At 45.9% G+C, this 25231-nt stretch carries 19 protein-coding genes and 1 pseudogene; 3 read left to right on the top strand and 17 right to left on the bottom strand.

The genetic code is table 11. The features are described from left to right. On the top strand, positions 1–1687 hold a 1687-nt coding region (locus tag AC0YN3_RS32685), incomplete at its 5' end, for an S-layer homology domain-containing protein (protein WP_475778997.1). 308 nt (positions 1688–1995) lie between these two features. Here AC0YN3_RS32685 and AC0YN3_RS32680 read toward each other — a convergent pair. The 4 genes and pseudogenes from AC0YN3_RS32680 to AC0YN3_RS32665 form a co-directional block, all read right to left on the bottom strand. Next, positions 1996–3234, bottom strand: coding sequence for a carboxylate--amine ligase (locus AC0YN3_RS32680; RefSeq protein WP_475778996.1), 1239 nt, complete (start codon positions 3232–3234; stop codon positions 1996–1998). A 145-nt stretch (positions 3235–3379) separates the two neighbouring features. After that, a pseudogene (locus tag AC0YN3_RS32675) lies at positions 3380–3514 on the bottom strand (FMN-binding negative transcriptional regulator); the annotation flags it as partial. Positions 3515–3671: 157 nt separating this feature from the next. Continuing rightward, the gene (locus AC0YN3_RS32670; protein ID WP_475778995.1) at positions 3672–4622 is read right to left on the bottom strand and encodes a HEAT repeat domain-containing protein; all 951 of its coding nucleotides are present in this window, start codon (positions 4620–4622) and stop codon (positions 3672–3674) included. A gap of 19 nt (positions 4623–4641) precedes the next feature. Further along, positions 4642–5238, bottom strand: a complete 597-nt coding sequence (locus tag AC0YN3_RS32665; RefSeq protein ID WP_475778994.1) for a DUF6630 family protein — start codon at positions 5236–5238, stop codon at positions 4642–4644. Positions 5239–5538: 300 nt separating this feature from the next. On the opposite strand from AC0YN3_RS32665, the gene AC0YN3_RS32660 reads away from it, so the two are divergent. After that, the gene (locus tag AC0YN3_RS32660; RefSeq protein ID WP_475778993.1) at positions 5539–6606 is read left to right on the top strand and encodes an LLM class flavin-dependent oxidoreductase; all 1068 of its coding nucleotides are present in this window, start codon (positions 5539–5541) and stop codon (positions 6604–6606) included. Between the two features lie 92 nt (positions 6607–6698). Here the strand turns inward: AC0YN3_RS32660 and AC0YN3_RS32655 are convergent, their stop codons facing one another. Beyond that, the gene (locus AC0YN3_RS32655; protein WP_475778992.1) at positions 6699–7268 is read right to left on the bottom strand and encodes an SF0329 family protein; all 570 of its coding nucleotides are present in this window, start codon (positions 7266–7268) and stop codon (positions 6699–6701) included. 120 nt (positions 7269–7388) lie between these two features. Next, positions 7389–8174, bottom strand: coding sequence for an SDR family NAD(P)-dependent oxidoreductase (locus AC0YN3_RS32650; protein WP_475778991.1), 786 nt, complete (start codon positions 8172–8174; stop codon positions 7389–7391). A gap of 234 nt (positions 8175–8408) precedes the next feature. Between AC0YN3_RS32650 and AC0YN3_RS32645 the strand changes: the two genes are divergently transcribed. Further along, positions 8409–9062, top strand: coding sequence for a TetR/AcrR family transcriptional regulator (locus tag AC0YN3_RS32645; RefSeq protein ID WP_475778990.1), 654 nt, complete (start codon positions 8409–8411; stop codon positions 9060–9062). A gap of 118 nt (positions 9063–9180) precedes the next feature. Here AC0YN3_RS32645 and AC0YN3_RS32640 read toward each other — a convergent pair whose 3' ends face one another. The 11 genes from AC0YN3_RS32640 to AC0YN3_RS32590 form a co-directional block, all read right to left on the bottom strand. Beyond that, a complete protein-coding gene (locus AC0YN3_RS32640; protein ID WP_475778998.1) occupies positions 9181–9336 on the bottom strand; it encodes an S-layer homology domain-containing protein in 156 nt (51 codons plus the stop codon). A gap of 27 nt (positions 9337–9363) precedes the next feature. Next, positions 9364–9543 (bottom strand): S-layer homology domain-containing protein, encoded by a 180-nt coding sequence (locus AC0YN3_RS32635; protein ID WP_475778989.1) that lies wholly within the window; start codon positions 9541–9543, stop codon positions 9364–9366. Positions 9544–9640: 97 nt separating this feature from the next. Then, a complete protein-coding gene (locus tag AC0YN3_RS32630; RefSeq protein ID WP_475778988.1) occupies positions 9641–11257 on the bottom strand; it encodes a response regulator transcription factor in 1617 nt (538 codons plus the stop codon). Continuing rightward, entirely contained in the window at positions 11214–13022 is a 1809-nt protein-coding gene (locus AC0YN3_RS32625; protein ID WP_475778987.1) for a sensor histidine kinase, read from the bottom strand. The genes AC0YN3_RS32630 and AC0YN3_RS32625 overlap by 44 nt, the downstream gene beginning before the upstream one ends. 37 nt (positions 13023–13059) lie before the next feature. Further along, positions 13060–13938 carry a carbohydrate ABC transporter permease gene (locus AC0YN3_RS32620; RefSeq protein WP_475778986.1) on the bottom strand — a complete coding sequence of 293 codons (879 nt, stop codon included), beginning with the start codon at positions 13936–13938 and terminating at the stop codon, positions 13060–13062. Between the two features lie 11 nt (positions 13939–13949). Beyond that, a complete protein-coding gene (locus AC0YN3_RS32615) occupies positions 13950–14846 on the bottom strand; it encodes an ABC transporter permease (RefSeq protein ID WP_475778985.1) in 897 nt (298 codons plus the stop codon). A gap of 102 nt (positions 14847–14948) precedes the next feature. Beyond that, positions 14949–16739: an extracellular solute-binding protein gene (locus AC0YN3_RS32610; protein ID WP_475778984.1), complete on the bottom strand. Its 1791-nt coding sequence runs from the start codon at positions 16737–16739 to the stop codon at positions 14949–14951. A 390-nt stretch (positions 16740–17129) separates the two neighbouring features. Further along, positions 17130–17600 carry an S-layer homology domain-containing protein gene (locus AC0YN3_RS32605; RefSeq protein ID WP_475778983.1) on the bottom strand — a complete coding sequence of 157 codons (471 nt, stop codon included), beginning with the start codon at positions 17598–17600 and terminating at the stop codon, positions 17130–17132. Continuing rightward, the gene (locus AC0YN3_RS32600) at positions 17575–17859 is read right to left on the bottom strand and encodes a hypothetical protein (RefSeq protein WP_475778982.1); all 285 of its coding nucleotides are present in this window, start codon (positions 17857–17859) and stop codon (positions 17575–17577) included. Before AC0YN3_RS32600 ends, AC0YN3_RS32605 begins: the two co-directional genes overlap by 26 nt. 100 nt (positions 17860–17959) lie before the next feature. Then, the gene (locus AC0YN3_RS32595; protein WP_475778981.1) at positions 17960–22318 is read right to left on the bottom strand and encodes a BREX system ATP-binding domain-containing protein; all 4359 of its coding nucleotides are present in this window, start codon (positions 22316–22318) and stop codon (positions 17960–17962) included. 1006 nt (positions 22319–23324) lie between these two features. Continuing rightward, positions 23325–25231, bottom strand: a 1907-nt coding sequence (locus AC0YN3_RS32590) for an S-layer homology domain-containing protein (RefSeq protein ID WP_475778980.1), incomplete at its 5' end; no start/stop codon positions are given.

Here is a 25231-nt window from a genome sequence, read left to right as displayed (position 1 = left end):
CGGCAAAGTTGCAGCATGGACGGATGTTACCGTTGCTGCTGAGAACATTGCAGCTCCTCCTGTTCCTCAGCCTGTTCCCGCACCTGATTTGACGGGGCTTAGCTGGACAGCAGGCGACACAGTTGGCACGACAAAACTTGCAACCGCAAGCGGAAGTGAAGCCTTGAAGTACATCGTAGCGGCACCGGGTGCTTACGCGAAACCGTTTGTCGGCGCCGAAGCAGCATCGCTTGGTTATACGAGCAGTTTGAGTGCTGGCGACAGCATTCCGGTCGTCCTAGGACAGCATATCTTCGTCGTCTCTGTTGATGCTGACGGCAAAGTTGCAGCATGGACGGATGTGACGGTTATGAGCAGCAACATTGCAGGCACCCCGCCAGTAATCACGAATCCTGATACTCCTAGCGGCACGCCAAACACACAGCCAAACGAACAAATCAATCCTGTTTTGGACGGGGCTGTACAAAGCAATGCCGCAACTGCGCAGGTTGCGAACGTGAATGGTCAAAAGCAAACCACCGTCTCCGTAGACGGGGCTAAGCTAAGGGCAAATCTAAACGCAGCGCAATCCGGGTTTGTACTGACCATACCTGTACGCAACGGATCAAGCATCGTCAATAGCGTGCTTGATGCCCAAACCGTCAAAGACATGGAATCGAAAAGCGCTGTGCTTCGGGTAGAAACGGAACATGCAACGTATACCATTCCAGCCGCTGAAGTCAATATTGCAGCTATCGTTTCACAGCTCGGAAGCGACATCGACCTGAAAGATATCGAAATTCAAGTCGCTCTCGTTCATATTGCAAAAGCAGATTTCACTGGCGACCTCGACAAGGATGGCGCAATCCAGCTCGTTGCGCCGGCAGTTGACTTCCATATCACCGCAACCTACAAAGGAAAATCGGTAACCGTAGATCGTTTCGATGCTTTCGTAGAACGGACGATTGCTATCCCTACTGGCGTCGATCACCAAAAGATTACGACAGGGATCGTACTTCTTCCAGATGGAAGCATTGCTCATGTGCCAACAAAAATCATCGTGAAGGACGGTCATTCTTACGCGGTAATCAATAGCCTGACCAACAGCGTATATTCCGTTATTTACAATGACGCCAAGAACTTCACGGATATTAACGGACATTGGGCGCAATCCTCCATTGAGAATATGTCCGCGAGACTTATACTGAATGGTGCAAGCGCAGCTGCTTTTTTACCGAACAGCCAAATTACGAGAGCAGAATTTGCAGCAATCGTAACTAGAGCGCTCGGACTGCATACGGCAGAAAAGAAAGCTCCGTTCCATGATGTGAAAGAGAATGCTTGGTATTATGAAGCTGTATCTACGGCGACGGCTTATGGATTGCTGCAAGGCTACGAGGATGGCTCGTTTGATCCAAGCCGCAGCATTACGAGACAAGAAGCGATGGTCATTTTGTCGAAAGCGATGCAACTTACAGGGCTCGACACGAATGTAACGGCAGAGCAGCAGAAGGAACGCCTAGCAGGTTTTTCCGATGCCGGCCGTCTTAGCAATTGGGCGAAGCAGGCCGCTGCACTTAACGTAGGCTACGACCTTATCGCTGGCAGCAACGGTACGCTTCGTCCGCTAGACGCCATTACCCGCGCGGAGACAGCTGCTATCGTAGAGCGTTTACTGATGCGCAGTGAACTTATCCAGTCCAATTAATCCATTAAAAATATAGGACTAGACTAAAACGAAAAAGAACAATGGCAGTCATAGACAAGAAATAACGTCTTTGACTGCCATTGTTTCGTTTTACTCACGTACTTTTTAGCGTAATGTTTAAGTTTAACCAAAATAATGGCCTACATGGATTCTGCAGCGGACAGGTTTTACCCTTTAAGACTGAAGCTATAAATTCTTGTAAAAACCTCCGAACAAGTACGCTCAGGATACTCCGGTCTTAACGAAAATGGAGCAGCTGCCATCCGGCTAACTTCTCCATAATTCGTACGTTTCTCTCAATTCGCTCCCTACATCTCTTCCTTGTTAAAATAAAAACGGCGGTAATTGTTTATGTGCCCGAAATAATACCGTGAGACTCTTAGAACGCGTTCCACGTTTAGATCCTTTTTATACCAAAGTGTTTTGAGTATTTTTTTCTGCTTGCTCAGCTTTTTAATCTCGGCCGATAATACGGGGTCTGTTACGTATTTCCGCAATACAATGTTAGGCACATTTGTCCATAAGGCTGTATTTTGGTTGTAAATGCAGTCTGTGTTTTTACCATAGACCACATTATCGATCAGCGCAGCCATCATATTAAGTCCTCCCGCCCTCACAAAAAAGCTGCTTCTGCCAAGCCGCGGGTTAATTTCAAACAGCATATATTTGCCTGTTCTGCTGTCGTATTTCATATCGATATTTGAAAATCCGACATAGCCGATTTCTTCAAGAAATGTTTTTACCCTCTGATAAATGTCCATATCCGAACGGCTAATAATAGCTGCGTAGTTGCCCAATGTTTTCGGCGCATATTCCTCAAGCACCGGCTGGCCGAGACACATCATTTTCACTTTCCCATTATTATCGGAATAGCTATTCATGACACGCATCGAACTATCACCGCCAGGAATAAATTCCTGTATAATTAACTTCCCTTTATAATCGGAAGCATTCATGTTTTTAACCATCGTTAAATACTCATCTTTTGTTTTAAAGAAAAACACTTTCTTTTTGCCTTCAAAATGACAATGCAAATAAGCGAAGGCATTGCTGTTTTCAGGCTTTACGACGATAGGGAATTGAAAATCCATTTGTTCCAATGCTCTTTCGCGCTCATGCGGCTCACAGACAATCGTTTTTGGATAATCCAATCCATGCTTCTCACATAAAGTATAGAACTTATCTTTTGTATCAAACGTATCAAGCAAAGCCTCAGAAATAAACTGATTCGCAATAAGTCCCTTAAATTTACTATAGTGACGCGACAACATGCTGGCATAGTAATCCGAGCAAGCAATGACAACAAGCTTTCTGTTCGGGGCAGCGTATTTTTCCAATATGGAAAGCAAAGCGCCAGGAAATACGTCATCATGGTCAAATCGATCGATTTGAATAAGGTCGAACAATTTGCTGTTCTTCGTTGGGATTAACAGTCGCGTGCACAGCAGTAGCGGTCTGATCTGGTAAGCCTCATGAATAAGCCGTACGTTTCCATATGCATTTTCATCGCTTCCAAGTATAATCGGTAAAAAATCATTACTGTTCATGTTTTCTCCTTGTTCCACCTGTTCTACGTTCATTCCTCTTATTATACCAAAAAACATGCCTGCGTTTAATGAAGCTTATTTTTTCGCCAAACGTCCTATAATATCCGCTCCTGGTAGTTTACAATCATTCGCCACTAGCTTAATTATCGAGAATTAATGGCAAATGGGTAGCATATGGAGCCCCGTTATGTTGAGAAAACAATGTAGCAAAGCTATTTTCTCGAATAATCTGATAGGCAATTGATAAATCCGTGATTTCAAATTGCGAAGGTACGTACATTTGGATTTCTCCTCTGATACATTTTGTTTATGATCAAAATCAATATACGCTATTTATGATGAAATTTTAAATACGTCATAATTGTTTGATTACAACCCTAATAAACAACCATGCCAAATGTACAATTAAACGTTTGTTAAATCGACCATTATTCAGACTACTTTATTAAAAATGCTTCTAACCAGACTGCTTCATGCTCGAACAGCTTGTCTTTTTTGGTCGTGCGAAGGTCTGTTAGCAGCTTCTGCACCTCTGGCTTGTCTCTACCGAACCGCCATAAAACAGATAAACCATGCATAAGCTCGCTCATCGGAAATTGCCCTCCGCCCTTTCGCTGCCTAGCCGTTATCCCCTTGCATCTTTTTAATACAAGCGCCGTTTCCGCAGCTCCGCCCCATTTATCGAGCGCCTCCATTGCATTCCATTTCACGTCTGGCGAACGGTCATGCTCCAGCGCATGAACAAAGCACGGCACATATGAAGCATCTCCAAAGTCAGCCGCATAACGGATAACCAAGCTCCGGACTTCTCCGGCAGAGGAACTCAGGTGCGAAAGCACCTGCGGCAAAGCCTTGGCTACGCTAAGGTCACGCAAGGTCCATAACGTATAAATAATATCGTAGTCATCCTTTGATTGCTGTAGCAGCTGTATCAAACGTTCATATACTTCGTCTTGCCGGCAGCGTCCCAATACCCGTATTGCTTCTCTTCGCATTGCGCCGTTCGGCGAGTGGCTGAGCTTAAGAAATGGCGCGGAATCCGGTACTTCTGGAACACGGGCGAACGACCATAGCAGCCGGGAAACACTTCGATTACTCGTTGTGTTCGCAAACACGCCAAGCATCAAGCGCACGGCCCGGGGATCTCCTGTTATATGAGCCAAATGACTCAGTATGAAGCATATATGCAGCTTTGTCTCTTCATCCGCTGCTTCATTCAGCAGCTCGGCAGCTGCATCAATGATTGCGGGATCATTCAGCGTTTCCGCTTCGCGCATCGCCTTCCATGACACCTTATCCGCAGAGCTTTGTACCTCTTCCCCCTGCTCGTTCGTTTCCACAGTCATCCGTAGGAGCAGGTTGCGAACATACGCTTTTAAATCGCTCATTCTTATCTCACCCCGCCTCTCAGCTGGAAAAATGGTCACCAATCCGGTACCCGGCAGTATGAGCGAGTTGCTTCAATTCGCCGAGCTGCTCTGCTTCAACCGCTATCAACACATAGCTGTCACTCTCAATATCCATGTATGCCAGCGCAACGCCGTATGCTTGCAGCTTGGTTTTCATCGTTTCCAGCATCTTTTCTGTCCGCTGCTGCTCGTCGTATTCAAACTCGGACCAGTCCATATCATGAGGGAGAAGCTGCTTCCTCGCAATTAATCTTCGGGTTACGTAAAGAACGGTGCTTCCCTCTGATTTCCAATCCATTTCATCGGCTAATCTTTCATCTATCAGCGCATCTACCAACGCAAACCAAGGCAGTCCTTCCATCGGACCCGTTATTCCCCGATCGTCAAGCCGATCCTGCCATTTCTCGCAGTATTCGTCCGGGGCCAGATAGGCATCGCTAACCTCCTGCACGATATCTTCATTGCCAGCAGACAGTCTTCTGCTAAGCGCAAGCAGCGCTGCGAGCTTTTCTTCTACCAAGCCTTGATCAACTTCCGAGTCAGACACAAGCAACGCATCTGCTTTCTTTTTTCGAAAAAAATCGAATAAGCCCATGCTGCACGTCCTCCAATCCGGCTTTATAAGCTTTCATTTTCTATGCTCGCTATATGATGTGACATCTCTATCTTAAGGGTACCTATCAATTGTATACATTGCCAATAAGAAAAACCACTCCAACGGTCTTATCCAAAACTGAAGAAGGCATTTGAACGTGGATGCATTCATTCCGGCAGCTGTCGTCCTTCAAATGAAAAGATAGAATCGGTTCTCGCAGCGCATCAGAATTTCGCTTACTAAAGTTGAGAAACCATAAATAAATGAGTAAAATAGAAGGAACGAAAGGGGAGTTTTGAAATGACGGATTTAGCAGCAAGCATGGAAATAGGAATAAGTACGTTTTTGGAGACGACACCAAACCCAGTGACAGGCGAGGTCATCAGCCACGCAGAGCGGCTTCGCCATGCGGTCGAAGAAATCGTGCTGGCCGATCAGGTCGGCCTCGATGTCTATGGGATCGGCGAGCATCACCGGGCCGACTACGCCGGTACCTCGCCTGCAGTCGTACTCGCAGCTGCCGCGGCAATGACGAAGCATATTCGTCTGACAAGCGCGGTAACCGTTCTGTCCTCCGATGATCCCGTACGCGTCTATCAAGCCTTCTCCACGCTGGATGGCCTATCGAATGGGCGTGCAGAAATTATGGCAGGTCGGGGTTCGTTCATCGAGTCCTTCCCGCTGTTTGGATATAGCCTGGACGATTATGAAGAGCTGTTCGAAGAAAAATTGGAGCTTCTGCTCGCTATCCGTGATTCCGAGAAGGTAACTTGGCGTGGCGGGCATCGCCCGGCCATCGACAATCTTGCCGTATACCCGAGATCCGTTCAAAGCCCGTTGCCGGTCTGGATCGCAAGCGGCGGCAACCCGGAGTCCGCCATTCGTGCGGGTGTGCTCGGCCTTCCTATCGCATTCGCCATTATCGGTGGCATGCCGGAGAGCTTCGCTCCGCTCGTCAAGCTGTATAAAGAAGCCGCGGCAAAGGCAGGCCATGATCCAAGCAAGCTGTCCATAGCGACGCATTCACACGGCTTTGTCGCGGATACAACCGAGCAAGCTGCCGACTCGTTTTTCCTGCCAACGCAGGCACAGATGAATGTCATCGGGCGCGAGCGCGGCTGGCGCCAGAACTACGACCGCAACGCTTATGACGCAGCCCGAAGCCTGCGCGGCGCGCTATATGTTGGCGATCCGGAATACGTAGCCGAGAAGATCCTTCTTCTTCGCAAAAACCTAGGAGTTACGCGTTTCTTCCTGCATGTCAATGTTGGAACGATGCCTCACCGCGAAGTGCTGCATGCCATTGAGCTGCTTGGCACGAAGGTAGCACCGATCGTACGGAAAGAGCTTGCAAAAAACCAGTCATAATGATTTAGGCGGAACGGCCGCCTTGGACGATGAACGAAGTCCAAGGCGGCCGTTTTCATATAGTCAGGGAGAATTTAAACTATTATTTCTTGTCATAGCGTGCTGCGTCGCAGCTCATAAAAATATTGTACGATTGGATGCTTTAACTTCATCTTCTCGGCCAAGTTCAAAATCCTCTTTTTACCGACTCGTCTGTCCACCAAAGCTAAAATATTCAAGAGGATATCGCTGCTCTCCAGGCTTTCCTCTATAGAAGTGGATAAAAAATGATTAGCTGCAACGGTAAAATTCGATTTACTTAATGATGACTGCGCTGACAAAAGTTCCTTTGCATATTCTGATATTTTCCTGCCTCTAAAAATGACTTTTAGACGGTCCTCCGGAACTTTTCCTTCGGTTTCTTTTCTGAGCGCTTCAATTTCTTCATCGGCGATCGGAATTTGAATATTTGAATCATTTTTTATTTCCAGTTCCGTCTTGTACCATTTGATTAAGGTCGTTAAATCATTCATATTGAATACGTTCTTTTTATCTACCGCAATATAACAAAGCCCAGCTTTATCAGGTAAATAGCGGTAGCTGGTTGAACGGTATTCAACCCTTCCATGCAAGGCAGGAGAGAGAAAACCCTCCAGTTGTTGCTTCAATTTGCTCCAGGACATGTATCCTCCTATGTTCTAAATTATAAATACGCATGGAAACTACGACGATCACTCGAATCTTTTTCCAAATTGTCCATTACACCCTATCTGAATGGCAGGATTCCTGAACTTTAAGATGATTTAATGACGTGCACGGAGCATTCGTCCGACGATAAAAAGCATTTGTTTTCGCGTGAAGAAGCGAGACATTTGAGCAGAAACGTAGTTTTTAAACCCTGGGATCACATATGTTTTTTTAGCTTGAAGCGAACGAAGCGCAACTTGGACTACATTTTGTGGAGTGTCCCGTTTTCCCACTGAAGCTTCATCGGCCCCCACAACGTTGAAAAACTCTGTTTCCGTTGAACCGGGACATAATGCAAGAAACTGCACGCCGCGTTTTCGGTTTTCCTCCCAAAGGGCCTGTGTAAATGATAATACAAAAGCTTTAGTCGCACCATATACGGCCATATTAGGGAGAGGTTGAAATGCTGCTGTTGAAGCAACGTTAATGACAACTCCGCTTTTCCTTCTCAACATTTCCGGTAAAAATAAATGGGTGAGATCTACAACCGCCATTACATTGAGCATCACTTCTTCATGCTGCCTTGAGCCAGACAGCTGCTCAAAAAGCCCATGAGTAGCGAATCCCGCATTATTAATGAGAATGTCAACGCTCAGACCACGTTCCACGCATTGATGATGAAGCCTGGCCGGGGAACCTTCTTGAGATAAGTCAGAAACAATGATCCTCGCTTGAATATGATGTTCTCTTTGCAACCTCTCAGCTAATGCACTCAGTTTGGCTTCTGAGCGAGCGACTAAAATCAAATGGCTCCCCTTTGATGCAAATTCATGTGCAAAAGCTTCACCTATGCCTGAAGAAGCTCCAGTAATCAATGTCCATTTGTTTTCTAATCGTACCATTTTATCATCTCTCCCCTTATTTGTTCTCCAGAAACGGTGTTTCAATTAGAATCATTGTATTAAAAAGGGGTTATAATGTCAAATGGAGTACTTCGTACCTCAAATTAACCGATTCATTACCTCTAAACATGCAGATCCATTTATAAATTGGCATTTTGCTTCCCGAGACAGTAAAATAAGGTTTAGCAATGAAGGCTATTCTAGAAAACTAAAGCTCTAAGGGTGTGAAATGACATGCACAATTCGTCCAAAATACCTTCCAATGATGTTCGTTCAGTTATAACCTACCCTGAAGCCAAGCTTCAGCATGCCGAAAAATTGAAACTAAATATTATAGAAGCTGCTGCATCGATTATGCAGGAACATGGCCCCGAGGCTGTAACCATTCGCCGGGTTGCCGATAAAATGAAATGTCCTACAAAAATCATTTATAACTTGTTTGGAAGCAAGGAAGGCCTGGCTAAAGAACTTTTTCTGGAAGGATGCAAATTGTTAGCTTCCGCATTTCAAGCGGTTCCAGAACAAGCCGAGCTTAAACTTTATCTTTCCGGTCTTGCCCATGCTTATTGGGACTTCTCACGGCATTACACCAGTTACTATATGGTTATGTTTGGGGGGGCCTTCAGCGAATTTAAGCCGGAAGAAGAAAGTTTACAAGCTATCGGAACAGCATTGCAACAAATAATCACTATTATTACAAAAGCCATTGAGCAAGGGTTTATTGCCGAAAAAGACCCCCTATTTGTAGTTAATCTGGTTTGGGCACCGCTTCACGGCATTATTCACCTTCATATGGGGGGACATATTCCAGACGAATCAACAGCTAAAGCATTGTATGATAAATCTGTGTCCAATTTAATTCAAACGTTCTTTATAAACGGTAGGTAATCAAAAAGTTTCTAAGCAGCATTCTATTTAAACATCAAATAAGCCGTTATCTTGGAGTTTTCCATAGATAACGGCTTATTCTTGTCATTTTGGTTTGAGAAGCAGGCTTGTTAGCACGCTAGATCAGTTCGGACTGCAGAAGAAATCTTAATACGACGGTCGCAACTTCGGCTCGTGTAATAGAAGCTTTCGGCGGCAGTTTATTCCCACCATGTCCCGACACTATGCCAGCTTCCAAACAATTAGCAATGCCAAGCTTCGCCCAATGCGATATGCTGCCCGCTTCCGTATAACCACGGAGCTAAAGAGGAATATCTACCGCTTCCAAATTCTTATCCGAATTAATCAGCTTCATCACTTTGGCCATGGTGGTAAATGCCTGCTCTCGCGTTATTCTGTCGTTCGGTCGGAACGTATCGTCGCCAAACCATACTCTTCTCGTCAATAAACCGCAGCAGCCCGGACATTGCTCCCGCTTCAAGGCGAATAACCGCTTATCGAGAATATGAATAATCTAATAACGGTAATTGCTTCCACAGTAGCATCAACTCATTTAGTATGCTTGCTAAGCAGACCACTCACGACAGTCCCCTTCTATCGCGAAATTCTTGCGGAGTCATGTTCGTAAAGGCCTTAAACAGCTTTATAAAATGAGGTACGGCCTGATAACCGATCACTTCGGCGATCTCGTATATTCTTTTATCGGTGCTGCGCAGCAAGTAAGAGGCCAATTCCATCCGGTATCTCATAATATAATCGCTTAGATTGTTTCCCGTTTCGGCCCGGTACGCCCTCGACAAGTAAGCGGGATGAAGACCGATGTGCGCCGCGATCGTCTGCAGGGATAAGTTGCCGTCTGTGTTCACCCCAATGAAATGGTGGACCTTGTCAACTAAACCCGTCTGCTTCTCTGATGAATCTTTCGATTGCTCCCTAAGGCTTCGGAGCATGAAGAATGCCCACTTTTCTAACTGCTGAAGCGATGGAGCGGCCGGCATGAGCCCGAAGGAAGACTCGCCGAACTCACTAAGCAGCTTCCCTTTCTTGTGCGCCATATACTGGTAGGCGTTGGCAATGGCGAAATAAGCTTCGTTCGCATGCTCGGGAGGATAATTCTTGCTTTTCAGTTCAACGAATATTTCGATTAGCTTTTCTTCCGCATGTAACCAGTTTCCCGTATCGAGCAAATGAATCAGAAGTGGCGGCCGATACAGCGATGTTAACGTACCGATCTGAACCTGATTGTCATTGTCGGCGATCCGCAAAAATACGCTTTGCCGCTTTTCTTCGATTACCCTCATTCCATCGATTACCGTCCGATACAGAGCGGGAACGCCTTCAGGAAAGTGCGTCCAATTCTCTGCCAGCACGACGGAAATGCTGCCGCTCAAGAGAGATTCCACCTTTTTCTTTAAGGCTACCATCCGGGTGTCCATCCCATTCCGAAGGGCCTGCTCGTTCGCGCCTGTTCTATCTTTGGCCGAGACAATTATGACAAGGTATTCGTTAGGGTCCCGGCAAAACCACAAATGAAAAGCGTCCCGCAGCAATTCCTCAGCCATATTCGTAACCGCAAACTCGATAAGTTCTTTATCCATGCGCTCGTAATCCTGCAGCTTTCCCTCCAGCCTTACAATAAACAAGCCTACTTGCTGCTGCAAGGAGAAAGGTAAGTTTAAGAGGAACAGCTTGCGTTCGAGTTCGGCATTCGGGATGCAATAACCGTACAATAGACGATTCAACAGTTCGCCTTGCAGCGCAGGCAAATTTTCACGAAAGGCGTATACGTCGCGCTGCTGCTGTTGCTGAAGCTTCCGCTCACTAGCGATTTCTTCGGCTAACTTTGCCAGCGTCTGCCGAAGTTGGTTCGGGTTTACCGGTTTCATCAAATACTCGGAAGTATTATACGGAACAACGCTTTTGGCATATTCGAAATCCGCATACCCCGATATAACGATAATCTTAACTTTGCGCCCTATTTCGCGAATTTCCCGAATCAACTCAATGCCGCTCATCTCGGGCATCCGAATATCCGTAATGACGATATGAATGTTTTGTTCCTGATATAGCGTTAAAGCTTCTTTTCCGGAATAGGCTTTATGAATACGGCCTATCCCAAGCTCCTCCTTCGGAATCGTAGCCGCGAAGCTATCAACCTGAGAGGGGATATCGTCTACGATCAGAACTTCCAACATCGGAATCGCCTCCGTCCTTAATCATCAACGCCACTCGAAGCCCGCCTAGGTTCGAATGCTCAACCTGAAGCCCCGAGGATTGGCCGAAGTAATGCTTTATACGCTGATGAACGTTTCGCATGCCTAGGCTTCGATCCGAGCTCGCCTGAAGGGATAAGGAATGCCTTAAGGATTCGATATCTTCTTGCTGCATGCCGACTCCGTTGTCCTCTACGGCGAGCTCCCAGCCATCCTCGTTCCTGCTCCCCGAAATGATGATTTCGAATTTCCCTATTTTGCCTTCCATTCCGTGGACGATCGCGTTCTCGATAAGCGGTTGAAGCAGCAGCCTCGGCATTAGAATAGACAGCATGCCCGCTTCCATATGTTCATGAAATTGCAGCCGTTCGGACTGCATCCGGTGGATTTCCAAGTAATTGCGAATCAACTCCATCTCTTCCGCCAATGAAGTTAATTGCTGCTCCGTTCGGGTCGTATAACGATAGTATTGGCTCAGATGCTGGGTGAAAGCGACAATCACATTCGTGCGTTCCAGTTGTGCCATGCTTTGAATATAGGCGAAGTTATTATACAAAAAATGCGGGTTGATCTGTGCTTGCAAATGCTTGAGCGAGGATTCCTTGGCGTGAAGCTCCTCCGCATATACTTTATCGATGAGTGTCTGAATATCCTCGGACATCAAGTTAAACTGCTCAATCAAATAATGGAACTCGTTGGAGGGACCGAGCTTGATCCGATAATCGTAAGCGCCTCGCCTAAGCGATTTCACCGCTCGGATCAGATCGTTGATCGGTTTCTGTACGTTGCGGTACAGCAGCGCCGAGGAGGCAATGCCGAGCAACAGCAATAGCAGCCCCGCGGCATAAAACATCAGTTTGCTGTGATCGATGGGGGCAAGCACCTTTTTCATCGGCTGGAAATCGACGATATACCATCCAATAGAGTCTGAGATGACGTAATTGACGAGATACGGTTCATTCTTAAAGGTGATCTTATTAGAACCTTTGGTTGGATTCTGTGCCCTAATGATTTCGAATTGCTCCGCCATGGCTATAGCTAATTCAGGGTCCAGCTCCCGCGGTATGATCGGTTCAAAGCCCGGTTGGTAAAGAAAAGGCTGTCCGACCGTGCCTTGCATAAACCTTTCGAGCATTTTCACTAGGTTATTCGACGTAAACGCGACTTCGACATATAAGTTCGGATCTGCCTGCGTGGATAGCGACTCGAATGGCGTGATCAAATCTCTTACGAACGCTTTCTCCGGCCCCCGGTCCGACACGATGACGCGATAATCCCACCGCTCCTGTATCGCATTCTTGAAATACTCCGCATCGTAAATTTGCTTCAAATTCGTCGAAACGGCGATATCCGAAAGAGGCGAATAGACGGTGAAATCATTCACCCATTCAAAGGAGTTTGATTGCATTGCTATCTTTTGCTGCAAAAGCCTCATCGAAGCGAGTTTGGAATAATCCGGCTCAGAGGAGGTCTTAAGCTGCATTTGCAGCGTATCAGGGTCGGCCGCAATGACAAAGGCCGATCTCCACAAGCGGTCCGCTTCAACGTCCATCTGGTCCACGAAAAATTGGATTCGATTCAAATTCATCTGGAGCAGCTCTTGCTCGACAACATCGGTGCTGGTTTTATTTGAAGAATTGTACATGACGATGATAGGGATAAGCATCAGGACGATCACGATCATGACTTTCGTGAAAATATTCATTTTGCCGACCGCGCCGCGTCTGATTTTATAAATAGGGCTCACCCCATTCGGTCTTATTTTAGAGAAGGCTATAATCCCTTCAGGATTTTACCGAGCCAAGGACGATACCTTTAACGAAATACTTTTGCAAAAAAGGATAAACAAGCAAAATAGGCAAAGCTCCGATAAAAATTTGCGCCGATTTGACGGTTCGATTAGAAAAATTTGCTACGCTTTCCAATGTTACACCAACCCTCGACAGGTTGTCACTAACTATCATGGAGTGCAAATACGTGGCTAACGGATAGCCATCCGGATTGGACATATAGATCATGCCGTCGAACCATGAATTCCAATGGAAGACCATCGTAAACAAAGACAACGTCGCGATAGACGGCATCGACACGGGTAAATACACGCTCCATAGCACTCTCAGATGGCCAGCCCCATCGATATAGGCTGCCTCTTCCAGCTCCTGCGGGATGGTCCGGAAAAAATTGAGCATCAGAATCATATTCCATACACTGACGGCCGAGGGCAGCACCAACGCCCATATGCTATCGATCATTTTCAGCTTGCTTATAAGCACATAGGAAGGAATGAGACCTCCCGAGAACAGCATGGTAAAGACGAACACCCAGATGTAAATTTGGCGTCCGGGAAATTTGTGGATGGATTTCGATAAACTGTAGGCTGCCATCGTAATGACGACCATCGAGAGCACGGTTCCTAACACGGTTCGTTCTACCCCGGTCCACAAGGACTGGAGGAACATCGCGTTGCTGAGCGTCTTCACATAGGCATCCGTCGTAAAGCCAATCGGCCAGAAATTGACGATATTCGCCGTTGCCGCAGCCCGCGAGCTGAATGACAAAGCAAATACGTGAAGGAGCGGAAGAATGCAAATGATCGACAGCAGGCTAAGCAAGATTGTGTTCGAAACCGTGAATACGGTATACCCTCTAGAGCGATAGCGCATGGTCGTCCTCCTTAAAAAATACGGTAGTTGGCTAATTTGAAAGCCATTCTGTAACTGATTACGATCAAGATGAAGCCGATCGCCGATTTGAATAGCCCGACCGCCGTTCCGAAGCTGAACTGTCCGTTGTTGAGTCCTTCCCGATAGACGAACGTGTCGATAATATCCCCGTGCGAATAGACGAGCGGATTGTAAATATTTAAAATTTGATCGAATCCGGCGTCTAAAATCCTGCCTAGCGACAAGGTCGCAACTACGATAACGATCGGCATCATTAGCGGAACTGAAATCAATTTGACCTGCTGCCAACGCGTAGCCCCGTCAATCTCAGCCGCTTCATATAGAGCCGGATTGATGCCCACAAGCGTAGCCAGGAAAATAATCGCCGAAAATCCGAATTCTTTCCACACGTCGCTTAAAATGACCGTAAACCGGAACCATGTGCCGTCACCTAAGAAAAAGACGCTCTGGATGCCGAACGAATTCAGAAGCCGATTGACGATACCTCCCTCCGTCGATAGGATATCGATCAGAATGCCCCCCAGGATGACCCACGATAGAAAGTGCGGCAGATAGACAAACGTCTGTACGAATCTCTTGAATAACGTCTTGCGGACTTCATTTAGCAGGAGCGCGAAAATGATCGGAACGATTAAATTGACGATTAATTTGAATCCGGAAATGATTAACGTGTTCCATATGATCTGCTTGCCGTCCGGATACGTGAACAGGTACCGGAAATGATCGAAGCCTACCCAAGGCGAGCCTTTAATTCCAAGCCATGGCTCATAGTCCTGGAAGGCAATTACGGCTCCGAACAACGGAACATATTGAAACAAGAAGACCAGTACGATGGCCGGCAGTAATAGAACATGAAACGGCCAAGTTTTTCGCCAATACGCTGCCATTATGCATCCTTCCTATCCTCAGAAAAATAGAGGAGAAGAGAGCCAAGGGCACCCCTCTCCTCCGTCATCGTAGTTTTATTCTTCACATGTTGTCAGCGGCTATTATTGGTTTTTCGCATACCATTCGTTGACTTCGTCCGTAATCTTCTGGCCACCGTTATCGAGCCATTGCTTGACGAATTCATCAAAGTATTCGACCGGCTTTTCGCCATAAATGATTTTCAGATAGCTTTCCGTAGCGAGCTTCTTGAGCAATTCGCCTTTAGACTTCATCGTTTGCGTCATCGGTCCGGTAAAATAGTTTTTGCCTTCGGTGACGGTTTGGTTAATCCGAACGCCAGCGGCGTCAAGCTGTCTCTTCTTCATTTGCTTGGTATCGAACTCCATAGCCGTTAACGGTTCTGCGTTCGGATCGGCCAAATACTTCTTGACTGCCGCAACGTTGGAGTGCGGGATGCTTGTAAAGTTGCCTAGAATGTTCGTCATCATGAACCTAATGTCCATCGTTCCGCCGTCTTTCAGCGGCCATTGGTCTGCCGGTACGCCGGCCTCTTCGTAGTTGCCCTTAATCACTTTGCCGTCCAATTTCACATAGTCGTACCCCTCATGGTAGCCGTCTTTCCAACGCGGATCGGCTAATGGATCGCCTTCCATTTCCAATTTCTTCGCGAATATTTTATTGAAGTACGCGAACCAAGCATCGATATGTTTAAAGTCTTTGTTAAAGACCGTAAAACCTTGGGTCAACGGCTTCTCTGCACGGCCCACCAAGCCATCCGGCCCGGATGGAAGCGGATATGGCTGGAAGTCAGCATCCGGATTGTTTTTGGTCGCGTCACCGAGCGGCCAATCGCCCATCCAGAACGGTCCGAACATGATGCCGGCCTTGCCGCTCGCTGTCAATTCCGACGCTTTTCCCGGATCCTTGATTCCGGCTTCCTTGTCCATGTAGCCATTGCTCATCCAATCTTTCATCTTTTGCAAATATTTCTTGGCGTCCGGATGGATCGCGCCATAGCTCAGCTTGCCGTCAGTGCCTTTGTTCCAGAACAAGCGCACGTCGTACGTATTGATCATTTGGTCTGTGAGGGCGGAAACGATCGCGTCTGTCTGCCCCATCCATGTCCATGGTCCTTCTTTAAGCGGCACGGCCAAACCGGTCGTGTCGTTCTTGCCGTTCTGATCGGGGTCGTTTTCCGTGAATTGTTTGAGAACGTTTTCAAACTCATCCAGCGATTTAGGCGGCTCCAGTCCTAGATTCTCAAGCCAGTCTTTGCGAATCCACATGACCGTGCCCTCGTCGCCCATAAAGAAAGCGGGCAATCCATAGATTTTGCCGTCCTTCTTAACTTCTCCGAGTGCGTAGCTGTATTTCTCCAGCAGCTTCTTATACTCGGGATGCGCGTATTTCTCGATGGCTTCGTCGAGCGGCATCAGTTTTTTCGCCGCGAGCAGGTTTTGCAGCGGATCATTCCCTGCGGCGAATGCATCCGGCAGCTTGCCTCCGCTGGAGAGCAGCAGGCGAAGCTTTGTATCGTAATCTTCCGGTTTCGTTACGATGAAGTCGAATTTCACATTAATGCCCATATTTTCTTTCATCCAGCGAATATTCGCGTTGTCTTCCATGGATTCACCGGGCTTGAACGCATTCCCCCTTGAAGTTCCATCGTCTACGATGGCCGTCGTAATCGTAACGGCTGGGTCGAACTTCTGGTTCCACATCTCCGCCGGCTCTTCCGCTTTAGCGGGTTCCGTTGCGGACGGACTACTGTTTGAGGCTGCCGGGCTGGCCGAGTTTTGATTGTTGCTGTTCGTGCAAGCAGCTAATGTCGGTAACAGTGCAATTGCAATCGAAAGCGTTAATAACCTTGCAACCTTCACATATCGACTCATAAAATTCCCCTTTTCTTTAACATTGGTGGTACGCTTCAAATTATATGGACTTGGAACAATTACGTATATATTCGATTTTTAACGTGATATCGAAAAACGTACATTCCTTTCATTCAGGCAAATAATGATTCAACATTTACCCTTTGCAAACCCTACAAAAATGAGCAAAGAACATGAACATTAATGTTGAAAATGAAAATAAAAAATAGATCACTATAGTAAGGTTAAGCGCAAAACAGTATCAAATATGACTGTAGGATAGTTCATAAAAAAAAGGCCTGCTCTCTCAGCAGACCTCGGTGAAACATATACCCTTCAATACCCATAACGATATTACCTTGCAACAAACTCCACATATGTCGAGTAGACAGTGAAGACAAACATGTCTTATTACTGACCGTTATTCTCGTTTACTGGATTCAACGTATTCAAAAGCATCACAACCGCTTCCGCTCTTGTTGTTTGTGCGCGGGGATTGAATGTATTCGCCCCCGTACCTTTCACTACGCCGCGCTCTTTCAGGGCGTCTACTGCACTTTTCGCCCAGACTGGAATCAATGAATCATCTGCGAAAGAGGTGACTGCATTCGGGTCTAGCAGCAGCTTGAATGCCTTCCCAATCATCGTTGCCATCTCCGCCCGCGTAATATTGGCATTCGGCTGGAAGGTCCCATCCTGATAACCGCTAATAATGCCAGCTTGCACCGCTTGTGCTACCGCAGCCTGCGCCCAAGTTCCAATGTCCGCTTTATCTGTGAAGGTCAGCTCCGCTCCTGCTTCCTGAGCGTTCAATGCTTTCATCAGCATCACGGTGAATTCTGCACGGGTTATCGTTTTACCTGGCTTGAACGTTCCGTCCACCCCATTCTTTCTTCCCATCATCGAAATAGAAGATCGCAACCCCTTGGCCGCTCTTCACATTGTTCGCATCGAAAGCAAAGGTGAGCGTTACAGGCTTGATGAAATTACCCGGGATGTTTTTCAATACTTCATATATCGAGCTTGCAAGAACCTCTTTATGGACTAACACATTTTTCGTATCCAGCAATTTCGTAATCGTTAATTTCAGTTCCTGACTGACTGCGCCTGTAGGCACGGTAATCGTGAACCGCTCTTCCAAGCTTACCTCGCCAATTGATCCTACTGGAAGCGTTAGGCTGCCGTCTTTTGACGTCACTTTACTTGGAGTTGGAACACTTCCGCCTATTGTAGAAAAATGACTAATTTATGAGTGCTAACTCCTTTGCACGGGCGATTGCCTGACTCCTTCTTTTAACGCCCAGTTTTCCGTATACGTTATGAATATAGCCTTTGACTGTCCCTTCTGTTAATCCGAATCGATAGGCAATTTCCTTATTCGTCAATCCATCTGTCAGCGCGTACAGGATCTCTGTTTCACGATTTGTAAGCGATTCGAATAGCAGCCGTGAAGCTTTCGCAGAAGTTGATGACAGATCATCTGTTGGAACGATTGGTGAATAACTTGGGCTGCGAGCTTCATCTAATGATTTCACATACATCATTCGGGCAATCATTTGCTCCAGCATTCCCCGTATTTCTTGAGTGAAAACGCCGGCTATAAGACTGTTCTCCAAGTAAAGTGCGAATGGCGTTAGTCCTCCTTTGAAAAGAACAGGCATACACAGTACGGATTGGGACTGGTTTCTACGAATAGAGGGATCAGCGGAATAAGAGCTGTGCGAAGCATTAGCAAGTACGACCGATTCGCCTGTTTTCCGTACATAACGGATAATAGACTCACCATACGAAGCTCCGCTACTATCGCTCATTGAGACTTCCTTTTCAACGGCGTAACTCTCTCCCTCGCTACCCACAATAAATCCCTTTTCCGCACCAGAATAGCGGATTGCAAGCTCCAGGAATTGGTCCATGGTATGACAATGGTCTAGTGAACTCATCCATTCTTGCTGCTGTTTGTATGGCCTATTGTCCACAGTAAGCCAAGAAGTGAATTCAGACTTGATTTCGATTGCTCTAGGTTCCTCTGTAACTGCCTTGTCATCCCCTATTCTCTCAATCGCGGCTGTTCTTAATCCTTCATTTGTTTCTCTCAGCTGCCTTGCTTTGGCAGTAGCGCCCCATCTTGTATAAGCCTCACATGCATCAGCAATAAGAGCCTCCGCACCGTTCACACTCACCATCTGCCTATAGAATATAGAGGCCCGTTCACTAGAAATAGCCCCCATCAGCCCCTCTCCCGCTTCGCGGGCTGCCCGGATTGCCTCTTCGTATAGCTCGGCAGCAGCAGCTCTGTTGCCCTCCATCCGATAGAATTCAGCTGATATAAGCAAATAAGTCGACGAATCCTTGCCGCTATAGCCAGACCATCGCCTCATGGAACGCAAGTGCTTACGCAGCTTCATCCGTATCCTCTTCTGCTCATTCGGCGACGCTTCCGAGTACATAGCAGCAAGCGTTAATGAATGGTACATCCTTTGTTTACGAACATGCGGCCGAGTTTGGAGGAATGTATTCCTCTCGCCTCTCTTGGCCCATTCAAGGGCTTCCCGGTACCGCCCGAAGAGATAAGCAATTTCTATGTTACAGGTGCATGTATAATAGACCTCGTTATTCAAAAAATCCTTGTATGGCTCGTTTAGTAAGGACGTAGCGACTTCATCACTTTCTCCAGCCCCATCTTGCATTTGTGCGATGTACCATTTCGCCCTACGAAAAATATTACGTGTGACTCCGTCCACAAGCTGCTGTGAAGTCTCTTCATAATCTTTGATCCGTGTAGATAATGAATACAAATCGCCGGTGTAGTTTGTTATAGTCGTCATCATCGCAATGCTAACATAGGTTAGATTAGCCGATTCCATCCCATATTGAATTGATTTCTCAAACTGCTTAATCCCTTCATCCGGATTAATAATCCCGACAAGGCCTTTCAGATAATATAATCGGCTTCGCAGGTCTGCGCTGTCAAAGGAAGCTGCTAGATGGAATGCCTGATCTACATATTGAGGCCCCATACGGAAACCTGACATTTTATAAATAACCATCCCGTAACTGGCAAGCATAAAGGAGAAAGCCTCATTGCTTCCATACTTTAGACCATAACGAACAAATCTTGCGAATAACACAGCTGACTGCTCTAGACTTAGTACATAGACAGGGAGCGAAATCGCCATGACCAGGTCTGACAATGCTTTATAGCGCGGGTCACGATTAATCGGTAAATGAGGAACCTCGCTACCCCTATTGAACAATGCGCTCTGTGTCATTAATATTTCCTTTATCACTAATGCTTTGGAAGGCTTGCTTGGTAAATACCAGCTGAGTTCTGCTAGCGCCTGCTGCCCAATATGGACAGCCGCTTCATCCTTCTTCAAATACGAATACATGGCAATACGTATCAAATAAATATGAGAACGTTCAACCACGTTTGTTGTGCAAGACATTAAGTCTGCGAGCAATTCCTCCGCGCGACCTGTATGACCACACATATATTCACATTCCGATACCTCCAGCATAAGCCGGTAATCAAGGGTCGCTGTATTTTGCCAATCGCCGCCAGACAGACGTAAAGCGATCTCATAAAAATGCAGAGCAGCCGTAAATGCTGTTGTTTCCTTAGACTTTAAACCGGCCTGATAGTTAAATTCGGCAAGCTCTCTCTTCTCCGCATCATCCACTATCTTCTTGCTACCCAGATTCAAGTGATGCACCATGTCAAATATAGTAAATACACTCTCACTTGATAAATCATCTCGTATGACACGGCCAATGCTCAGATGTAAGCTCGTTTGGTCCGATTCAGACATGGTCATGTAAGCTACCTGTTGAATACGGTCATGCAAGAATCGATAATAACGTTCAACACCGTCTGACTCATCAGTGTCATTTTCTCGGCAGATTAGACCCTCTTCCTCTATGACATGCAGAAGTCTGCGTACATGCAGCAGAGAATATCCACTTACTAAAGAGAGCGTTAATGAACAGAAACGATGTCCGATAGCTGCTCCTATGGCTAACAGCTCGATCTTTTCGGGGGATAGCATACGAATACGAGCCTCAATTAAATGTACAATGTCCGGATCCTCAGGAATTTCCGTGATGACAGATGGTTCCCATACCCATGACGCCTCTACTTCATCATAATATAGCTTATTCTCTCGATACAGATTGTCGAGTAGACGATTCAGGTATAGTGGATTGCCGCCTGTTCGGTGGTATAGCACCTCAGCGAGCGAGCGAATACGGGAGGAGTTCTCATCAAGAACATCCGATACGAATTGTCTCACTTCGATGTAGGACAGAGCCTCGAGATGGATATGATGTACAGATAATTGGAATTCATCATGTAAGGAAAGCGACTTTGCCATCCATGCAGCTGCATCTACTTTATTCTCTTCATGTTTTTGCCATCCTAAAGCGAATTCCTCCCGAAACGCACTGATCACGAGTAAGCCAGGCCGTGCCTGATCATGTACAATGGTACGAAGAACATCTATTGTAGCGGGATCAGCCCATTGAAGATCATCCAGGAAAATGACTAAGGGATGCTGCTTATCTACAAATACTTTTATGAATAGAGGTACTAAGCGGTTAAAGCGAATAGCAGCCTCAGCAGGATGCAGCGGTTCGATCGCTGGAACGACATCGAACAGTTCCGCAGCTTCCGGTAAAAGCTGTACAATGACAGCTGCGCCCAGGCCTAAAGCCTTTGTTAATTGTTTCTTCAGCTTCGCTACTCGATCCGGAGAGTCGCTCCATAATTGTCGAATTAGGCTTCGCAAAGCTTCCAACATTGAAGAGAACGGAATGTCGCGATTCATCATATCGCATTTGCCACTAACGAACCGACCGCCATCCCTTCTAACTAACATCTGAAGTGCTCGAACGAGCACCGTTTTACCGCTTCCTGCGCTTCCGCTAACGAAAACGAACGAAGATGTACCGGATTTTGCCTGTTCGAAAGCATTTCTGAGAGCTCTTTCTTCCATTTCACGACCAAAGAGGGTGTGAGGAAGCCGAAACCGGCTTGCCTCATCTGCCTGAGCGATTTCGAAAGATATGACTTCTCCCTTTTCCTCCATCGATAAAGCGCACCGCTTCAAATCACTTAATAAACCATAAGTACTCTGATAGCGATCTTCCGGATTTTTCGACAACAGCTTCATAATAACAGCCTCAAGCGAGCCAGCCATATCCAAACGCCATTCGCTTAGTGGCTTTGGTACAACAGCAAGGTGTACATGTATCCATTCTTCTACACTTTGTGCATGAAACGGCAGACGCCCTGACAGCATTTCATAAAAGATCATACCCAGAGCATACAAATCGCTGCGCCCATCTGGCATCTGATTGATTCTGCCCGTTTGTTCAGGAGACATATATGTATAATCCATGAGTAGCGAATCAGTGAGAATAACAGCTTTCATATCCAACTGAATTTGAATATTCGCCGGATTCAAATTTCCACATAATTCATTCTGCTTATGAGCCCGATGTACCGATTCAGTCATTCCTATAGCTATATGTAAAAAGGAGCCAATGTCCATTGAGGTGCCAGTCGTCATTTCTTTTACATTCATAGCTTCTGTAAGTATCATCCTAGGTCCTCTCCAATCCGTACGCAATGCTTCTTGTTATTCTATCATTATATCGGGACGACGCGCATACGAATTCATCTCAGAATTCGCACATCTAATCTACTGAGAATTGAAGATAAACATTTATGGCAGCTCATGCATGATAAAGGCACCGCATCCCGTTTCTTCCTTTAATTCACGCAGAAAATCTCCTCGTTATTCTCTCCTTCTTCCACGCGCCAAGCAGCTTACAAACCTTAAAAAATCAAAATGACTCAAATAGAAAATGAAAAATCCACAACCTTGTACAGTAGTGGATTTACATGGCGGAGACGAAGCGTAGCTGTATAAACCACGATATCGCCGCAGAGTGATGATAATGTTATTTGGTCAGGACTAAGATCTACGAGGAGCTGCCTTCAGTCTGACTTTATATTCCCTATTGATTAACTGAATTCCGCATTCAAAAAATCTAATTTCATATCCCTGGTGCATAGAGAATACAAAAGAACTCTCAGGCAAAATTATCGAGTCATTATTCTCGCGCAATAATTCCTTAGCCTCATACTGAAGTTCCTTTAACAGTAAAAAATTCATATCTGTGCCTTAAAACAATCTTCCTGAATTATGCCCAACAGCAAGTAAGTATTGCCGATAAGACGCGGTTATTTAATTGCTATTTCTTGCTCAAGTCACTTTATTTCTGTTTCGCAGTAAGCTTTAAATGGACGAACAGTATATAGATTTTTATCATTCAGATGCTTTAACAAATGATCACTTCTCACTACTAACTTTCTTTCTAGTGGAATAACTCATAATTTGAGAAGAACTGGTCGACTTGCATCGTCTGGTTGATTAATACAGGGAGTCTAAAAATAAAAAATCCACAACCTTTTAAACAACACCCCGTTTACTAAACGCCATCTATCAAGTGGGATGCAGATTATTTCGGCTGTGGATTTTCATGGCGGTACGTGGCTTTCAGTACAAATTTCAGCAATGTTCACTTCGGACCAAAAATCCAATCCTACATAAAGCTTAATAGTTTAAGCATACGTGAGAGTAATGTAACCATTTCTGCACGTGTTGCTTCTGCTTGCGGCTTGAAATTACCTTGCTGATCGCCCTTAATGATACCTAAACTAAGCGCTTGCTGGATAGAATCCTCCGCCCAAGATGAGATGGATTCCGCATCTGTTAAAGCTAACACCCTATTAGCTGTCTGCAAAGAAGGATTAGCATAAGCAATAGCTCGGGTAAGCATAACCGCCAACTCCTCGCGTGTCACACGGTTGTTCGGACGGAAAGTACCGTCACTATATCCCTTGATTAATCCCGCCTGCTCAGCTGCGATAACATCTGCTTCATACCATTTCCCATCCACGTCAGAAAAGCTTAATTCAGTGTTATTCATCGGAATCCCTATTGCACGTATAAGTAATGCAGCCGTTTCTGCACGGGTAAGCATTCCATTCGGATCAAAATTCATTTCGCTACGCCCCTGAACGATGAACTTAGCTGCAAGTAACTCTATATCCGACTTTGCCCAATGATTCTGCAAATCTACAAAGCTAACTCGGCGATCCATTACGAAAAAATAGCCGTTTCGCATACTCTTCACAATTGCTGTGACTTTACCATTCTCTTTTACAAAATGTGCGGGAACAAAGGTGAACGCTTGCTTCTCTTCATCCCAAAGTACAACTGTAGCAAAATCGGAATCTTGGGCATCCAGCACAATCTTTCTTTCAACATAGGCTGTGAAAGCTGAGATCTCAGTGCTTCTACCTTGATCATCTAGTCCATTAACGTTGAACACAACTGGCCCTGCCCAAACATTTGCGCCAAGATTCTTGTTAACTTCAACTAATTCTGTTGTCGTCTCTGCTCTGCCTATTTTAATGGTTAGATCATGATTATTCCTTGCAATCGCTATCTCTTGAATGGGTATGGTCATTTCATCTTTTGCTGTAATGAATTGCAGCTTCATAGTTGGTGCAATGGCCTTTAACTGCGTTAATGTCGCTTTACTAATTACAAACTCTGCGACTTCACTATCTGATTGGATTGCAACTAATCCCTTTTTCAAATCATCAAGTTTTAGTTCAACTCGTTGCCTTCCATTAGCTGACACAGCCTCAATGTAATAGGCTACTCCAGAACTTGTGTTACTGTTCGCAATAATGATTAGCGGATAAACGGATTCATAAGTAGCACCATCAGCTGTTATCGTCGCTTTAAGTGTGATGCTCTTATTCCCCTCTGTATAGGACGGGCGTTGTACATAACCTGTCGCACCATCTACAAATTGATTATTCGAGGAAACCCATTGAATGCTTCTACCTTCATCATCGGTTGCTGGAAGACCGAGAGGTCCAATAACCGATGAAGCGGTATCGTTAGCAGCATAAGTTAATTTCGGAACATCGTACACGTTGAGCTTCGCGGTATTGCTCGTAACTTCATAGTTACCTAAACGTTGATTAGGATCAATTATTTCAGTCTCTATCGCATAAATGCCAATTGGGCTGCTTTGCTCTGCAAGCGTCACATACTTCACGGATATGTTGTCGTTGTTCAGCACACCTGTTACAACACCGTCCAGGAAGGGATTCGCATTGTTCACCCAGCGCGATATGGAGTGCGGCGTCACTGTCAGCTGTGCTTTCGTAACACTTAGACTACCTGCTGTTTTGCTTACATCATAATTCCCAAGCTTATTATTCGGATCAACCAGTGCTGCTTCAATCGCATAGCTCCCTACAGCGCTTGTTTGGTCAGCACTCGTTGCATACGTTGCTGTAAGGCCATCTGACGACAAATCACCCGTTACCGTTCCTGTAAATACCGGATTGCTCGTTCCGTATTCACGCGTCGCATTATTTGCCGTTACTGTAAGGGCCGCTTTCGTAACAGATAGACTGCCTGCGGTTT

It is taken from the genome of Paenibacillus sp. J22R232 (assembly GCF_056269165.1).
The sequence above is the reverse complement of the archived record's forward strand: the minus strand, read 5'-3'. Positions and strand labels throughout refer to the sequence as shown.

Coding starts and splice junctions, on each gene's coding strand:
- AC0YN3_RS32680 (WP_475778996.1), bottom strand. CDS start 3,234: ATGAACAGTAATGATTTTTTACCGATTATACTTGGAAGCGATGAAAAT.
- AC0YN3_RS32670 (WP_475778995.1), bottom strand. CDS start 4,622: ATGAGCGATTTAAAAGCGTATGTTCGCAACCTGCTCCTACGGATGACT.
- AC0YN3_RS32665 (WP_475778994.1), bottom strand. CDS start 5,238: ATGGGCTTATTCGATTTTTTTCGAAAAAAGAAAGCAGATGCGTTGCTT.
- AC0YN3_RS32660 (WP_475778993.1), top strand. CDS start 5,539: ATGACGGATTTAGCAGCAAGCATGGAAATAGGAATAAGTACGTTTTTG.
- AC0YN3_RS32655 (WP_475778992.1), bottom strand. CDS start 7,268: ATGTCCTGGAGCAAATTGAAGCAACAACTGGAGGGTTTTCTCTCTCCT.
- AC0YN3_RS32650 (WP_475778991.1), bottom strand. CDS start 8,174: ATGGTACGATTAGAAAACAAATGGACATTGATTACTGGAGCTTCTTCA.
- AC0YN3_RS32645 (WP_475778990.1), top strand. CDS start 8,409: ATGCACAATTCGTCCAAAATACCTTCCAATGATGTTCGTTCAGTTATA.
- AC0YN3_RS32630 (WP_475778988.1), bottom strand. CDS start 11,257: ATGTTGGAAGTTCTGATCGTAGACGATATCCCCTCTCAGGTTGATAGC.
- AC0YN3_RS32620 (WP_475778986.1), bottom strand. CDS start 13,938: ATGCGCTATCGCTCTAGAGGGTATACCGTATTCACGGTTTCGAACACA.
- AC0YN3_RS32615 (WP_475778985.1), bottom strand. CDS start 14,846: ATGGCAGCGTATTGGCGAAAAACTTGGCCGTTTCATGTTCTATTACTG.
- AC0YN3_RS32610 (WP_475778984.1), bottom strand. CDS start 16,739: ATGAGTCGATATGTGAAGGTTGCAAGGTTATTAACGCTTTCGATTGCA.
- AC0YN3_RS32595 (WP_475778981.1), bottom strand. CDS start 22,318: ATGATACTTACAGAAGCTATGAATGTAAAAGAAATGACGACTGGCACC.